Genomic DNA, 14,023 nt, shown 5'->3' with positions numbered 1-14,023 from the left:
GGAGCCATGAGCACCCTGCAGACCCTCGACCGCGGCCTCGAGGCGATCGAGATCATCTCGCGGCGCACGAGCGGCACCTCCCCGGCGGCGCTCGCGGACGAGCTCGGGGTGCACCGCGCCGGGGCCTACCGGGTGCTCGCGACCCTCGAGCAGCGACACCTCGTCGCCAAGGGCAGCGACGGCCTCTACCGGCTCGGCTCCGGCGCGCTCGCCTACGCCGGACGCTTCATGAGCCAGTACCGCCTGGCGGCGCAGCCGCTCGTGCAGGACCTCGCCGACGGCACGGGCTGCACGGCCTTCGTCTCGATCGCCGACCGCGACGAGTCGGTCGCCGTCGCCGTCGCCGAGCCGGGCGCGCGCGGCGCCATCGGCATCAGCTACCAGATCGGCACCCGCCACCCGATCGCCCACGGCGCCGACGGCATCGCGATCCTCGCACAGCGACCCGCCGCAGCGACCGACGCCGAGGCCGTGCGGGTCGCCCGCGAGCTGGGCTATGCCGTCTCCGACGGCCAGGTCCAGCCGGGCACCGTCGGCCTGGCCATCGGCACGGGGAGCATCGCCGACGAGGTCGAGGGCTCGATCGGCGTCATCCGCCTCGGGGCCCCTGCCGACCTCGACATCGACAGCCTGCTCCCCCACGTGCAGCGGGCTCGGGACCTCGTCTCCCAACTCTGACCCCACCCGGCTCAACGGGTCTTGACCGGGACTCCTGCCTGCTCTAGGTTGTGCGCTGAACGCACACAACGTGCGCTGTCCGCACAAGGGAGTGCCCTGCATGACCACCTGCCCCATCACCGGAGCCGTGTCGGCGGCTGCGGCCGACTTCGACCCCTTCGGCGACGGCTACCAGCAGGACCCGCCGGCCTACGTCGCCTGGTCGCGCGAGGAGGAGCCGGTCTTCTGGTCACCGCAGCTGGGCTACTGGGTCGTCACCCGCTACGACGACATCAAGGCGATCTTCCGGGACAACCTCACCTTCTCCCCCGCGGTCGCGCTGGAGAAGATCACGCCGACGAGCGACGAGGCCGACGCGGTGCTCGCCTCCTACGGCTACGGCATGGCCCGGACCCTGGTGAACGAGGACGAGCCGGCCCACATGGAACGACGACGTGCGCTCATGGCTCCCTTCGCACCCGAGCACCTGTCCCACCACGAGCCGGCGGTCCGACGACTCGTCCGCGAGCACGTCGACGCCTTCGTCGACACCGGCCGGGCCGACCTCGTCGACGAGATGTTCTGGGAGGTCCCGCTCACCGTGGCACTGGAGTTCCTCGGGGTGCCCGACGACGACAAGCCGAAGCTGCGGGAGTACTCCGTGGCGCACACCGTCAACACCTGGGGGCGCCCCGAGCCCGAGGAGCAGGTGGCCGTCGCCCACGCCGTCGGCAACTTCTGGCAGTACGCCGGCGGGGTGCTCGAGCGGATGCGCCAGCGCCCCGACGACGAGGGGTGGATGCAGTACGGCATCCGGGCCCAGCGTGAGCAGCCCGAGGTCGTCACCGACTCCTACCTGCACTCGATGATGATGGCCGGCATCGTCGCCGCGCACGAGACCACCGCCAACGGCATCGCCAACGCCGTCAAGCTGCTGCTCGAGCACCGCGTCATCTGGGACCAGATCTGCGCCGACCCCTCGCTCATCCCCAACGCCGTCGAGGAGTGCCTGCGGCACAACGGCTCCCAGGCCGCCTGGCGGCGCATCACGACCAGGGCCACCGAGGTCGGCGGGGTCGCGATCCCCGAGGGCGCACGCATCCTCATGGTCTCGTCGTCGGGCAACCACGACGCGCGACGATTCGAGGACCCCGAGCTCGTCGACGTCCACCGTGACGACGCAGCCGACCACCTGACCTTCGGCTACGGCGCCCACCAGTGCCTGGGCAAGAACCTCGCCCGCATGGAGATGCAGATCTTCCTCGAGGAGCTGACCTCCCGGCTTCCGCACATGCGGCTGGCCGAGCAGGACTTCACCTACGTGCCCAACACCTCCTTCCGCGGGCCGGAGCACCTGTGGGTCGAGTGGGACCCGGCGGCCAACCCCGAGCGCACCGACCCCGCGGTCCTGCAGCCTCGGCTGCAGGTCAACATCGGCGAGCCGACGGCGGCGCACCACAGTCGCCCGCTGCGGGTCGAGCGAGTGGTCGACGCGGCCGACGGGGTCCGCCACATCACCCTCGTGAGCGCCGACGGCACCGCCCTGCCGGCCTTCACCCCCGGTGCGCACATCGACATCGAGTGCGGCGACACCGGCATCGTGCGCCAGTACTCGCTGTGCGGTGCTCCGCCCGCGCCGGTCCAGCCGGAGGGCTGCCCCGTCCCGCACGCCCCGCGTCCCGAGCGCTACGAGATCGCCGTGCTGCGCGAGGAGGAGTCGCGTGGCGGCTCCACCTGGGTGCACGACCACGTGCGCGAAGGGGAGGTCCTCACCGTCCGCGGTCCGCGCAACCACTTCCGGCTGCCGGACCAGGCCCATCGGCTTGTCTTCGTCGCCGGTGGCATCGGGATCACCCCGATCCGGTCGATGGCGGCGCGGGCACGACGCGACGGTGTCCCCTACGAGATCCACTACCTCGGTCGCGAGCGCTCCCGGATGGCCTTCCTCGACGAGCTCGCCGACGAGCACGGGGAGCACCTGCTGGTCCACTGCTCCGGAGAGGGCGGCCGCGCCGACCTGCGTCGCCTCATGGGGGATCTCGCCGAGGAGGGGCGCGCGGGCCGGGTGCACGTCTACGCCTGCGGACCCCAGCGGATGATCGACGACCTCACCGCACGGAGCGACGACTGGCCGGAGGACACGGTCGTCTTCGAGCACTTCTCCTCCACGCTCGGCGCCCTCGACCCCGAGCAGGAGCACGAGTTCACCGTGCACCTGGAGGACGCCGACGTCGACCTCGTCGTCGCCAACGACCGCACCCTCCTGCAGACCCTGCGGGACGCCGGCCGGGAGATCCCGTCCAACTGCGAGGAGGGCCTGTGCGGCACCTGCGAGGTGCCGGTCCTCGACGGGGCGGTCGACCACCGCGACGTCGTCCTGTCCACAGCCGAACGCCGAGCCGGCGACCGGATGATGTCGTGCTGCTCGCGCGCAGTCGGCGACCGGCTCGTCCTCGGGCTCTGACCCCCTTCGTCCACCCACCGACCCACACCGAAGGCAACCAATGTCGATTGCACTCCTGGGCATCTTCATCTCCCTGGCACTGCTCATCACGCTGGCCTACCGCGGCCACTCCGTGATCGCCGTCGCCCCCATCGCGGCGTCGATCGCCGTCCTCATGTCGGGCGCGCCGCTGCTCGCCAGCTACACGCAGGTCTTCATGCCGGCGCTCGGCGGCTTCATGGCCAACTTCTTCCCGCTCTTCCTCGTCGGCGCGATCTTCGGTCGGCTGATGACGGTCAGCGGCTACGCCCACGACATCGCCGGCTGGATCTCCGGGGTCCTCGGGCCGCGCTTCGCCATCCTCGTCACGACGCTCGCGACCGCTCTACTCACCTACGGCGGCGTGAGCGCATGGGTCGTCGTCTTCACGATCTTCCCGATCGCCACCTCGCTCTTCGCGCAGGCCGACATCCCGCGTCGCCTCATGCCGGCCGCGATCGCGCTGGGCATCTTCACCTTCGCCACCGCGGCCCTGCCCGGCTCGCCGCAGATCCACAACACGATCCCGACGAAGTTCTTCGGCACGAACACCTTCGCCGCGCCCGGCCTGGGCCTGCTCGGCGCGGTCGTCGTCTTCGGTCTGGGCATGCTGTGGCTCGAGCGTCGTCAGCGTCAGCTGGCCGCGGCCGGCGAGTCCTTCGCCGACCCGACCGAGGCGGAGATCAAGGAGGCCGAGCGCACCGGGACCCCGCTGCCCACCGGCGGCGCCCGGGTCGCCGACCCGGACGTGCTCGACGGCGACGGGCCCGACGCCGACGGGCACGACGGTGCCGGCGCCACGCAGACCAGCCCCGCACGCACCGCGGTCGCGATGGCCGAGCGTCCCTCCCCTTCGTCCGCCGTGGCCATGGCCACCGAGGGCACTGGCCAGCGGCCCACCGCCCTCGCCGGCCTTGTCGGGCTCGCCCCGATCCTCGTCATCGTCGCGGTCAACGCGCTGTGCACCTACGTCGTCTTCCCCGCCCTCGACGTCAGCTACCTAGCCGAGGAGAAGTTCGGCGCCACCGACCTGAGCGCCGTGACCGGCATCTGGTCGGTGACCGTCGCGATGCTCGCCGGCATCCTGCTCGTCTTCGCCCTGCGGCCGGGGTCCGCCTCCTCGTACGTCGAGGGGATCACCGAGGGCGCCCGCAATGCCGTCCTGCCGGTCTTCAACACCGCGAGCGAGGTGGCCTACGGCGCGGTCATCGCGTCGCTGGCCGTCTTCGCCACCGTGCGCGACGGCTTCTTCGGCGTGAGCGACAACCCGGCCATCGTCGCCGCGGTCTCGACGACCGGCATCTCCGGTCTCACCGGCTCGGCGTCCGGTGGCCTGACGATCACGCTGTCGACCTTCGGCGAGCAGCTCGCGCAGATGGCGACCGAGCAGGGGATCCCGATGGAGCTGATGCACCGGGTGACCGCGATGGCCGCGACGGGCTTCGACTCACTGCCCCACAATGGAGCGATCATCACGCTCCTGCTCGTCTGCGGGCTCTCGCACCGTGAGTCCTACAAGGACATCTTCGCCGTGACCGTGGTCGTGCCGCTCATCGGCCTGGTCGTCGTCACCGCGCTCGGCCTGACGGTCGGGACCTTCTGACCCTCCTCCGCACCCGACCCCACGACACCCACCAGGCGGGGACCCCGCCGCAGACGAAGGAGTGACCATGGCCCACTACCGCCAGGTCGGACCCGTGCCGGACAAGCGGCACACCCTCTTCAAGGACGACGACGGCCGGATCCTCTCCGAGGAGCTCATGGGCGAGGAGGGCTTCAGCTCCGACAGCTCGCTGCTCTACCACCGGCACATCCCGTCGAGCATCGTCGGGGCGCGACCGTGGGAGCTGCCCGACCAGACGCTCACGCCCAACGAGCCGCTGCTCCCCCGGCACCTCAAGCTCCACGACCTCTTCACCGACGAGCAGGCCGCGACCACCGATGCGGTGACCGGGCGCCGGCTCGTCCTGGGCAACGGCGACGTGCGCATCTCTTACGCCCACGTCGGCGCCACCTCGCCGCTCTACAAGAACGCCGTCGGGGACGAGTGCGTCTACGTCGAGCGCGGGTCGGCGCTGCTCGAGACGCAGTTCGGCGCGCTCGAGGTGGCCGAGGGCGACTACGCGATCATCCCCCGCGCGACGATCCACCGGTGGGTGCTGCGCGAGGGCGAGACCGCGCGCCTCTACGCGATCGAGGCGAGCAGCCACATCGCCCCGCCGAAGCGCTATCTCTCCCGCTACGGCCAGCTGCTCGAGCACGCGCCCTACTGCGAGCGCGACCTGCGCGGCCCGACCGAGCCGCTGCTCGTCGACGAGCAGGACGTCGACGTGCACATCAAGCACCGCGGGCGCGGCCCGAGCGGCATCGCCGGCACGATCCACACGGTGCCGGAGCACCCCTTCGACGTCGTGGGCTGGGACGGCTGCCTCTACCCCTACGTCTTCAACATCCGCGACTACATGCCGATCACGGGCAAGGTGCACCAGCCCCCGCCGGTGCACCAGGTCTTCGAGGGGCACAACTTCGTCATCTGCAACTTCGTGCCGCGCAAGGTCGACTACCACGAGCTCGCCGTGCCGGTGCCGTACTACCACTCCAACGTCGACAGCGACGAGATCATGTTCTACGTCGACGGCGACTACGAGGCGCGCAAGGGCTCGGGCATCGGCAAGGGCTCGATCTCGGTGCACCCAGGCGGGCACGCGCACGGCCCGCAGCCCGGTGCCGTCGAGGCCTCGCTCGGTGCGGAGTACTTCGACGAGACGGCGGTCATGGTCGACACCTTCCGTCCGCTCGACCTCGGCGAGGGCGGCGTGGCCGTCGACGACGGCGTCTACGCGCGGTCGTGGACCGGCGGGCGCTGGGTGGGTGACGCATGAGTTCGGTGCCCGAGCAGTTCGTCGAGTTCTTCGACGACGCCGCGACCTTCCCGCCCGGGTTGGCGCCCGTGGCGCAGGCCGTCACCGACCACGTCGCGCGCCGCTCGACGCTCCTCGAGGGCGCCGTGGGCCCGGCCGTGCTGTCGCTGGCTGACCTGCCGGAGGCCCAGCGGGTCGCGGCCGGGCTCGACCTCTCCGGTGGCCCCGTCGAGGTCTCCGTCGTCACGCCGGCGGGCCGGCTCGGCGAGGCTCTCGAGATGGCGAAGGGGGTGACCCCCGAGCTGCAGGTCGTGGCCGTGGAGCTCAAGACCTCCCCCGACGACCGGTCGCTGTGGGAGGCCCAGATCGCCGAGGCCGCAGCGGTGACCGACCTGCCGGTCTACGTGGAGCTGACGGCAGCCCAGGTCTCGCAGGGGGCGCTCGACTTGCTGGCGGGGACCCCCCTTCGCCTGAAGTACCGGACGGGCGGGATCGAGGCGCACCTCTTCCCCACCCCGCAGGAGCTCGGTGACGTCCTCGTCGCCGCGGTGTCCGCGGGGCTGCCCTTCAAGCTCACGGCCGGGCTGCACGAGGCGGTGCGCTACACCAACGCCGGGACGGGCTTCACCCACCACGGCTTCCTCAACATCGCGCTCGCGACGCAGGCGGCGCGCGCCGGCGAGGACCGGGACGTCGTCGCCGGCTGGCTCGCCGAGACCGACCCGGCGCGCCTCGGCGAGGCCGCCGCGGCGTCCGACGGGGCGTGGCGCGACTCCTTCACCAGCTTCGGCACGTGCAGCGTCGGCGAGCCCGCCGACAGCCTGCACCGACTTGATCTCTTCCCCGCGACCTGACGAGAGGTACGACTCCATGACGACTGCGGCACAACGACTTTCGACCGAGGGCTTCGGCCCCGACAACCTGCCCTACGGCTCCTTCTCCCCCGCCGGCGGTGACCCGCGACTGGGCGTGCGCCTCGGCGACGTGGCGATCTCCCTGCGCGACCTCGTGCCGGCCGTCGCCGGTGCCGGCGGCCCCGCGCTGGCCGTCGAGGTGGGTGACGCGGCGTCCGGGAGCAACCTCGACGCACTGCTCGCCGCCGGCCACACTGCCTGGCAGCCGTTGCGGACGTGGCTGCAGGAGGTCGTGACGACCGACGGGCTCGACGGCATCGTCGCGGCCGCCGCGACGCCCGTCGCCGAGGTGGCGATGCACATGCCCTTCACCGTCGCCGACTACGTCGACTACTACGCGTCGGAGCAGCACGCGAGCAACATCGGTCGGATGTTCCGCCCCGACCAGGCGCCGCTGCTGCCGAACTGGAAGCACCTGCCCGTCGGCTACCACGGTCGCGCCGGGACGGTCGTGCCGTCGGGCACCGACGTGCCGCGGCCCAAGGGCCTGCGGCCCGAGGAAGGCGGGACCCCGAGCTTCGGTCCGTCGCGCCGGCTCGACATCGAGGCCGAGCTCGGCTTCGTCGTCGGCGGGTCCGCGCCCGAGGGCGAGGTGTCGGTGGCGCAGGCCGCCGCGGAGCACCTCTTCGGCGTCGTGCTCTTCAACGACTGGTCCGCGCGTGACATCCAGGGCTTCGAGTACGTGCCCCTCGGGCCCTACCTCGGCAAGTCCTTCGCCTCGTCGATCTCGCTGTGGGTCGTGCCGTGGGACGCGCTGGAGGCGGCCCGGGTGTCGCCGCCGGAGCGTGAGCACGCCCTCGCCGACTACCTCGACGAAGGGGGTCAGGACTGGGCCCTCGACATCACGATGGAGGTCGAGCTCGACGGCGAGGTCGTCTCGCACCCGCCCTACCGGGCGATGTACTGGACCGCGCCGCAGATGGTCGCGCACATGAGCGTCAACGGCGCCTCGCTGCGGCCCGGCGACTTCTTCGGCTCCGGCACCGTGTCGGGCGACGAGCGCGACCAGCGCGGCTCCTTCATGGAGCTGTCGTGGGGCGGCAAGGAGCCGCTCGTGCTCGCCGACGGTCGCGAGCAGCGCTTCCTCGAGGACGGGCAGACGGTCGTGCTGCGGGGCCGCGCGCCGGGTGCTGACGGGTCGGTCATCGACTTCGGTGAGTGCGTGGGGACGATCCTGCCGGCGAGGTGAGGTCGGCTGGTTCAAAGACATCCCGCGTGACTCTGCACGCGGGATGTCTTTCACCCGGAGAAGCAGGTGGCGACCGGCTGGACGGTCGCCCTCACCTCGACCCGCGCAGCCGGGCGGTGACGGCCGCTGCCGCGCGACGCACGGCGGTCGCCGCGGCCGCCTCCCGCTCGGGGTGCGGGGCCTCCCCTTCGGCCATGGTGTCGGACAGACCGATCGCGGCGACCGGGCGCTCGAGGTGGTCGACGACCGGGGCGGCCACGGTCCAGATGTGCGGGCTGATCTCGCCGCGCTCGACGGCATGACCCTCGGCTCGGGTCCGGCGGAGCAGCTCGGCGAGCTCGCGATGGGTGCCGGGTCCGGCGCCCGTGCGGTTGACGAAACCGTCCTCCGCACTGAGCAGCGCGAGGACCTCGCGACGCTCCATGCAGGACATGATCGCCTGCCCGGTAGCCGTGAGGTAGGCCGGCATCCGCACGCCCGTCGCGGTGATGATGGCGGCCGAGCTGACCGCCTGCTCCTTGACGAGGTAGACCGTCTCCCAGCCGCGCAGGACGGCGAGCTGGGCCGTCCCGCCCGTGCTCTCGGCAAGGTCCCGCACGACCGGCTGGGCCTGGCGACGAAGGGGGTCGCTGCGGACGTAGGCGCTGCCGAGCTCGGAGACACCGGCGCCGAGGAGGTAGCCGCCGTCGGTCTTGGCGACGAGCGCCAGCTCCTCGAGGACGGCGAGGAGGTCGTAGACGCTCGAGCGGGGCAGGTCGAGCGCGCGGACCAGCGCACCGGCACTCACCGGCCGGTTGGCACCCGACAGGTGGCGCAGGATCGCGACCGCGCGGCGCAGCGCCGGGACCTCTGGCATCCGCCGATGCTAGAGGAGGACGTGGGCCACCGGTGCGGCGACGAGGATCGTCAGCACGACGCGCTGGAACCACACGACGACGAGGTGCCAGATCTTCAGCGGGATGTCGGTCGCGAGGATGCACGGGACCATCGCCGAGAAGAAGATGATCTGCGAGACGGCCACCACGGCGACGACGAAACGCGTGACGAGCGAGTCGATGCCGGCGGCCTGCACGGCCGGGAGGAACATCTCGACGACGCCGAGGGCGACGGACTTGCCGGCGAGGACCGGCTCCGGCAGCTGCGCCGCCCAGGTGAAGGGGACGAAGATCCAGCCGAGCCAGTCGAAGACCGGCGTGTGCTCGGCGAGCAGCAGGCCGATGAGCCCCACCGACAGGATCGAAGGGAGGATCGCCGCCGCCATGAGGGTGCCGTCGCGCAGGTTGGACCAGATGTTGCTCCAGAAGCCGGGAACCTCAGCGAGGGTGGCCTTGGCCTCGCGCCAGGCGGTGCCGAGGCGGTCACGGGTCACGAGCTCCTCGGGCTGGGGCGTGGCCTCGGGGTGGTAGTCGTCGGCGATGCGCGACAGCGGCGGGATCCACACGGTGATCGCGGTGACGATGAAGGTGACGACGAGCGTGCCGAAGAAGTAGGTCAGCCAGAGGTCCATGATCCCGAGCGTCTTGGCGACGATGATCATGAAGGTCGCCGAGACGGTCGAGAAGCCGGTCGCGATGATGGCCGCCTCTCGCGCGCTGTACTTGCCCTCGCGGTAGACGCGGTTGGTGATGAGCAGGCCGAGCGAGTAGCTGCCGACGAAGGAGGCGACCGCGTCGACTGCGGAGCGGCCGGGCGTGCGGAAGATCGGGCGCATGATCGGCTGGACGATGACGCCGACGAACTCCATGAGGCCGTAGCCGACGAGCAGGGCGAGGAAGACCGCGCCGACCGGGACGATGAGCCCGACCGGGATGACGAGCTTGTCCCACAGGAAGGGGCCGATCCCCTCCGCCGCCAACCACGCCGGCGCCGACGAGGTGATCATGAGCAGCGCGACGACCAGACCGACGACGTTGAGCACGGCGAAGATCGTGCGCGTCGTGCTCGCCCGCCACGAGCCGGTGACGAAGGGGCGCGCGGTGCCCAGGGCCACGAGCGCCAGGATCGCGAAGGGGACGACCGGCGCCGCGTAGTCCTGGATCGCGGAGACGAGGTGGTCCAGGGGGATCGTGTTGGCGTCACCGATGGTGATCGGCACGAAGAACATGAAGATGCCGATGGCGCTGAAGACGAAGAAGCGCCACGTTCCCTTCGCCTCGTGGGCAGGTGCCGCGGTCGCGGCAGCCGTGTGACTCTCGGTGGACATGGCGTCTCCTGGTGAACGACGGTGTTTCGGCAGGTGCCCATCGTGACGCTCGGGCCCGTGCTCGCGCAGCGTCCTGGCGCAGGCTTTGTCCGAGATCTCGGACACCTCGTACCCCGTGGGGGTAGGCCACGGGAGGATCGGACGGCTGGCCTAGGGTGGGTCGCGTGAGCACGAGCAGGCCAGCGCACCGCGAGCTGCTCCGCGCGGCAGGAACCGCGTGGACGGCCGTCCTGCTCGCACTCACGACCGGGGTCATCGCGGGGATCATCGCGATGCACGGGTTCTCCATCGGGCACCATGCCGTCTTCGACCAGACGGTGGCCCATGCCTCCGGTCACGAGCAGCCCCACCCGACGGCCGTCGACTCGTGCCCGGCCGGGTCGTGCGACGACGCGGGAGCCATGGACGACGCGGGAGCCATGGGGGCCATGTGCCTCTTCGTCCTCCTGTCGCTCGCGCTCAGGCTCCGCGGACGTGGTCGGGCGGTCTGGCACGCGCACCCGACCTGGCTCACGGCCCTCCCCCTGCCCGTCGACGACGTCCCACCCGGGGCCAGGTCGCGCGAGCTCCTGACGAGGTTGTGCATCAGCCGGACGTGACCGGCCCAGCGGTGGCGCCCGACACCACGGCGCCGCCCGACGCACCCCGATCACCCAGCACCTCCCTTCGTCAGGAAGAGATCCACCATGCCCAAGCACGCACCGATCACCGCACTCGCCGCCGCGGCGGCCCTCGCCCTCGCCGGCTGCTCGTCGGACGGCTCCTCGCACACGGACGGCCACGGCTCCGGCACGTCGAGCTCGTCGAGCAGTTCCGCGGAGGACTTCAACCAGGCCGACGTCACCTATGCCCAAGGCATGTCGATGCACCACCAGCAGGCCGTCGAGATGTCAGACATCCTGCTCGAGAAGGACGACGTCGACGCCGACGTCGCCGACCTCGCCCGCCAGATCAAGAAGGCACAGGGGCCCGAGATCACGAAGATGCAGGGCTGGCTCGAGGACTGGGGTCACCCGATGGAGCACGGCGGCCACGGCTCCGACCCGTCCATGGACGGCGACCACATGGACGGCATGGTCAGTTCGGAGGACATCGCTGAGCTCCAGAAGGCCGACGGACCGCAGGCGTCCCGGCTCTTCCTCGACCAGATGATCGAGCACCACGAGGGCGCCGTCGACATGGCCGAGAAGCACCTCAAGGCCGGGAAGAACGCCGAAGCGCTGGCACTGTCCAAGACCGTCGTCAAGGACCAGAAGGCCGAGATCACGACGATGGAGCAGATGCGCAAGGCCCTCTGAGCTCGCCTCCTCCCCACCGGCCCGGCCGGCATCGCCGGCCGGGCCGCCCCCACTCCACCGAAGGACTCTCGTGACGACGACACGTCGAACCCTGCTCGCCCTCCCCCTCCTCGGGGTCCTCGCCGCCTGTGGCGGTGGTGCCACTCCGTCGACGTCCGCCTCCGCCGCAGACCCGCCTCGCGACGCCACCGGGCGCGCGTCGGACACCACGGACTCTGCTCGTGAAGAGCAGGTGACCATGACCGTCTACAAGGACCCGTCCTGCGGATGCTGCGGAGGCTGGGTCGAGCACGCCGAAGAGCACGACTTCGCCGTCACGACCGAGGTGACGGACGACCTCGATGCCGTGTGGAGCCGGCACGACATCCCGGCCGCCCTGCAGTCGTGCCATCTCGCCCGCACGAGTCGGGGCGACCTCTTCGTGGGCCACGTGCCTGCCCGCCACATGCGTGAGTACATCGCCAACCGGCCGAAGGGGGCCCGCGGCCTCAGCGTCCCTGCCATGCCGGTCGGGACGCCCGGGATGGAGCGAGGTGATCGCTTCGACCCCTACGAGGTCATGCTCATCGCCGATGGTGATCCGCAGGTCTTCGCGAAGGTCTCCTCGCCAGCGGATCACAAGTCGCCGGCTTCCACGTAGATCGAGGCGTGCGACCGGGTGTCCGACGGGCGGCTCCTGCCACGTGCCGGTGGCGGGAGCCTGCCCGTGCGTCAGTAGGCCTGCAGACGAGTGCGCGTCCCGACCACCTCGATGTCGGCGACGGGCTCGTCCTGAAGGTCGGCGACTGCGCCGAGGTCCTGCCAGGCGCCGCCGTTGACGCGGTACTGGCCGACGAGACGTGCGTCGACCTTGATGTCCTTCGTGCCCACCTCTCGGTAGGAGTGCGTCACGTCGCCGTCGGGATAGACACCACCGGTGCTCGACGTCCACCCCGAGGTGTGGCCGTCACCGAAGTCGTAGCGGTAGTCCTTCGACGCGATCTTGAACTCGATCGTCCACGACAGCAGCTTGACCGGCTTGCTCACGTCGCCGGGAGCCAAGCCCTCGTCCGGCCAGCTCGCCGCGTAGTAGGTCTTGAAGTCCTTGAGCGTCTTGCCATCGACCTCGCCCGGGTTGGTCGAGACCGTCGGCTTGGCGAAGGGGAGCTCGAGGAAGGCTTTGCGGATCTGCGTGATCGTCGGTGTGGGCGGCGGCGGAGGCGTGCGCGGAAGCGTCGGGTCGTTGGTGTCGGGAGCAGGCGGGTACCCGTCACCGCACTGGCTGAATGGCCCGTACCACTGGTTCGAGCCCTCTTCCCTCATGTAGACGATCCGTGGCGACTTCCCCGTTGCACGGCAGTCGATGATCGTTGCGCTGCATGCGCTGTCGAGCCCGCCGGACGAGCAGAAGATCGTCTTGGTGATCCACTTCTTCGGGGGTGCAATGAACTTGATCGACTTTCCCTTGACCGAAGGATCGGAGCGGCTCCCGTTCTCAGCGCCGATCTGGGCATCCCGGACGGCGGTTCGGTGGATCTGCCGCTTCTCCGCGACCTGAGAAGTGACGCGTTGGTTCTCAATGCGTGGCTTCGGCTCCGTGGCGACCGTTGCTGAAGCCGCCGACATCTGCAGCGAGAACAGGGAGAACAAAAAGAGGGAGAGTAGGAACCGAACGGCGATGACTCGCACTACCCGGTGATCATGAATGTGTCCACGACGACCCATCCCGACCCCTCCCAATCCACATAAATCTGGATGTCGTAGCTGACTGGGTCGGCTACGCCAGTCGACTCCCCCGACTCATCCACGAGTTCGTACTCGGAGTCCTTCACGGCAAGCGTGACCACTCGATCGGACTTGTTCTCGGTCTCGTCAGTGATCGATGCAGTGCCAATACGACTCGGATTCACGTTGGCGTGCAACCCCTTCCGGGCATCGCGCTCGATCGCCTTCGCATAGGTCGCGCACACGTCACATTCGTCCGACGCAAGTGCTCGAATGGTCGTCGTGTCCCCACTCTTCAGAGCCTCGCCACCTTCGGACCAATAGAACTTCGCGAAGGCCGTCGCCCCTTCGTCGGTGTGTTCCTTGGCGGCCGCGGGCAACTCGGGGGCATCCCCCTTCGCGCTGGTGGACGTCGACGACCCGGACCCGGACGACGAACTCGAGCTGCTGCTCTCGGACCCTGAGCTGCTGCTCGAGGAGGACGACGGGTCCAAGGGCGTGGCCGTGGTGGTGCTGGATCCGTCTCCGTCAGGGTCGTCTCCCCCGCATGCAGACAGGGCCCCGACAGCCAGGGTCATGGCGGCCAGCAGGGCAGCAGGTCGTCGAACAGCCTTCACGTGATCCTCCCTCGGGCCCGTCACCGGGCCCTCTCGGTCCACCACAGTAGAGAAATTGGCGAGGTTCGCACGTCGAGTTGTCCACAGGCGGGGCTTCG

Annotated in this window: 13 protein-coding genes; 9 read left to right on the top strand and 4 right to left on the bottom strand. The window is 70.4% G+C overall.

Annotation, left to right across the window (positions count from 1 at the left end; translation table 11 throughout):
• Positions 1 to 6: 6 nt before the first annotated feature.
• The 6 genes from NMQ01_RS06060 to fahA all read left to right on the top strand — a co-directional run bounded on the left by NMQ01_RS06060 (position 7) and on the right by fahA (position 8,103).
• Positions 7 to 678, top strand: a complete 672-nt coding sequence (locus NMQ01_RS06060; protein ID WP_255185963.1) for an IclR family transcriptional regulator — start codon at positions 7 to 9, stop codon at positions 676 to 678.
• A gap of 100 nt (positions 679 to 778) precedes the next feature.
• Positions 779 to 3,121 (top strand): cytochrome P450/oxidoreductase, encoded by a 2,343-nt coding sequence (locus NMQ01_RS06055; RefSeq protein WP_255185962.1) that lies wholly within the window; start codon positions 779 to 781, stop codon positions 3,119 to 3,121.
• 40 nt (positions 3,122 to 3,161) lie between these two features.
• Positions 3,162 to 4,742 (top strand): GntP family permease, encoded by a 1,581-nt coding sequence (locus NMQ01_RS06050; protein ID WP_255185961.1) that lies wholly within the window; start codon positions 3,162 to 3,164, stop codon positions 4,740 to 4,742.
• Positions 4,743 to 4,809: 67 nt separating this feature from the next.
• Positions 4,810 to 6,021 (top strand): homogentisate 1,2-dioxygenase, encoded by a 1,212-nt coding sequence (locus tag NMQ01_RS06045; protein ID WP_255185960.1) that lies wholly within the window; start codon positions 4,810 to 4,812, stop codon positions 6,019 to 6,021.
• Complete coding sequence (locus tag NMQ01_RS06040; protein ID WP_255185959.1) at positions 6,018 to 6,854, top strand: hypothetical protein; 837 nt, start codon at positions 6,018 to 6,020, stop codon at positions 6,852 to 6,854. Before NMQ01_RS06045 ends, NMQ01_RS06040 begins: the two co-directional genes overlap by 4 nt.
• 16 nt (positions 6,855 to 6,870) lie before the next feature.
• Positions 6,871 to 8,103 (top strand): fumarylacetoacetase, encoded by a 1,233-nt coding sequence (fahA, locus tag NMQ01_RS06035; RefSeq protein ID WP_255185958.1) that lies wholly within the window; start codon positions 6,871 to 6,873, stop codon positions 8,101 to 8,103.
• Positions 8,104 to 8,194: 91 nt separating this feature from the next.
• Here the strand turns inward: fahA and NMQ01_RS06030 are convergent, their stop codons facing one another.
• Both NMQ01_RS06030 and NMQ01_RS06025 read right to left on the bottom strand, forming a co-directional pair.
• The gene (locus NMQ01_RS06030; protein ID WP_255185957.1) at positions 8,195 to 8,959 is read right to left on the bottom strand and encodes an IclR family transcriptional regulator; all 765 of its coding nucleotides are present in this window, start codon (positions 8,957 to 8,959) and stop codon (positions 8,195 to 8,197) included.
• 9 nt (positions 8,960 to 8,968) lie between these two features.
• Positions 8,969 to 10,306, bottom strand: coding sequence for a YjiH family protein (locus NMQ01_RS06025; RefSeq protein WP_255185956.1), 1,338 nt, complete (start codon positions 10,304 to 10,306; stop codon positions 8,969 to 8,971).
• A 164-nt stretch (positions 10,307 to 10,470) separates the two neighbouring features.
• Between NMQ01_RS06025 and NMQ01_RS06020 the strand changes: the two genes are divergently transcribed.
• The 3 genes from NMQ01_RS06020 (at position 10,471) to NMQ01_RS06010 (ending at position 12,244) form a co-directional block, all read left to right on the top strand.
• Positions 10,471 to 10,905, top strand: a complete 435-nt coding sequence (locus tag NMQ01_RS06020) for a hypothetical protein (protein ID WP_255185955.1) — start codon at positions 10,471 to 10,473, stop codon at positions 10,903 to 10,905.
• A gap of 87 nt (positions 10,906 to 10,992) precedes the next feature.
• The gene (locus tag NMQ01_RS06015) at positions 10,993 to 11,604 is read left to right on the top strand and encodes a DUF305 domain-containing protein (RefSeq protein WP_255185954.1); all 612 of its coding nucleotides are present in this window, start codon (positions 10,993 to 10,995) and stop codon (positions 11,602 to 11,604) included.
• A 238-nt stretch (positions 11,605 to 11,842) separates the two neighbouring features.
• The gene (locus NMQ01_RS06010) at positions 11,843 to 12,244 is read left to right on the top strand and encodes a DUF411 domain-containing protein (protein ID WP_255185953.1); all 402 of its coding nucleotides are present in this window, start codon (positions 11,843 to 11,845) and stop codon (positions 12,242 to 12,244) included.
• Positions 12,245 to 12,315: 71 nt separating this feature from the next.
• Here NMQ01_RS06010 and NMQ01_RS06005 read toward each other — a convergent pair whose 3' ends face one another.
• Positions 12,316 to 13,272, bottom strand: coding sequence for a hypothetical protein (locus NMQ01_RS06005; protein WP_255185952.1), 957 nt, complete (start codon positions 13,270 to 13,272; stop codon positions 12,316 to 12,318).
• The gene (locus NMQ01_RS06000) at positions 13,272 to 13,925 is read right to left on the bottom strand and encodes a DUF6318 family protein (RefSeq protein ID WP_255185951.1); all 654 of its coding nucleotides are present in this window, start codon (positions 13,923 to 13,925) and stop codon (positions 13,272 to 13,274) included. The genes NMQ01_RS06005 and NMQ01_RS06000 overlap by 1 nt, the downstream gene beginning before the upstream one ends.
• Between the last annotated feature and the right edge of the window lie 98 nt (positions 13,926 to 14,023).

It is taken from the genome of Janibacter sp. CX7 (assembly GCF_024362365.1).
Classification (GTDB): Bacteria; Actinomycetota; Actinomycetes; order Actinomycetales; family Dermatophilaceae; genus Janibacter.
This window is presented reverse-complemented; position numbering and strand designations above follow the sequence as displayed.

What these genes read in the sequence shown, in the direction of transcription:
- NMQ01_RS06045 (WP_255185960.1), top strand. Translation starts at nt 4,810, where the DNA reads ATGGCCCACTACCGCCAGGTCGGACCCGTGCCGGACAAGCGGCACACC.
- NMQ01_RS06015 (WP_255185954.1), top strand. Translation starts at nt 10,993, where the DNA reads ATGCCCAAGCACGCACCGATCACCGCACTCGCCGCCGCGGCGGCCCTC.
- fahA (WP_255185958.1), top strand. Translation starts at nt 6,871, where the DNA reads ATGACGACTGCGGCACAACGACTTTCGACCGAGGGCTTCGGCCCCGAC.
- NMQ01_RS06030 (WP_255185957.1), bottom strand. Translation starts at nt 8,959, where the DNA reads ATGCCAGAGGTCCCGGCGCTGCGCCGCGCGGTCGCGATCCTGCGCCAC.
- NMQ01_RS06040 (WP_255185959.1), top strand. Translation starts at nt 6,018, where the DNA reads ATGAGTTCGGTGCCCGAGCAGTTCGTCGAGTTCTTCGACGACGCCGCG.
- NMQ01_RS06055 (WP_255185962.1), top strand. Translation starts at nt 779, where the DNA reads ATGACCACCTGCCCCATCACCGGAGCCGTGTCGGCGGCTGCGGCCGAC.
- NMQ01_RS06010 (WP_255185953.1), top strand. Translation starts at nt 11,843, where the DNA reads ATGACCGTCTACAAGGACCCGTCCTGCGGATGCTGCGGAGGCTGGGTC.
- NMQ01_RS06050 (WP_255185961.1), top strand. Translation starts at nt 3,162, where the DNA reads ATGTCGATTGCACTCCTGGGCATCTTCATCTCCCTGGCACTGCTCATC.
- NMQ01_RS06060 (WP_255185963.1), top strand. Translation starts at nt 7, where the DNA reads ATGAGCACCCTGCAGACCCTCGACCGCGGCCTCGAGGCGATCGAGATC.
- NMQ01_RS06025 (WP_255185956.1), bottom strand. Translation starts at nt 10,306, where the DNA reads ATGTCCACCGAGAGTCACACGGCTGCCGCGACCGCGGCACCTGCCCAC.